Origin of the sequence: Citrobacter sp. TBCS-14 (assembly GCF_005280805.1) — a bacterium.
GTDB classification, from domain to species: Bacteria; Pseudomonadota; Gammaproteobacteria; order Enterobacterales; family Enterobacteriaceae; genus Citrobacter; species Citrobacter gillenii.
Genome location: NZ_SZWM01001149.1, coordinates 1 through 257, shown reverse-complemented (window position 1 = coordinate 257; position 257 = coordinate 1). Strand labels below are relative to the sequence as shown.

Below are 257 nucleotides of genomic sequence, written 5' to 3'. Positions count from 1 at the left end.
AGGATCTCAAAAAAATGACCATCCCGACGCTGGTGATCCACGGTGATGACGATCAGATTGTCCCGTTTGAAACCTGCGGCAAGGTTGCGGCAGAAATCCTACCAGATGTACAGTTGAAGGTGTATGCCGGAGGGTCTCACGGTATTTGCACCACCCATAAACAGCAGATCAACGCCGATCTACTCGACTTTATTCAGTCGTAATCGTTCGTGGATTGTTCTACGCTGATCCTCTTCCGTCAGGGGGATGAGCGAAGC

General features: G+C 50.6%; 1 protein-coding gene. It reads left to right on the top strand.

The window, feature by feature from the left end; genetic code table 11:
* On the top strand, positions 1 to 203 hold a 203-nt coding region (locus tag FDX22_RS24485; RefSeq protein ID WP_146717918.1), incomplete at its 5' end, for an alpha/beta fold hydrolase.
* Positions 204 to 257 lie beyond the last annotated feature (54 nt).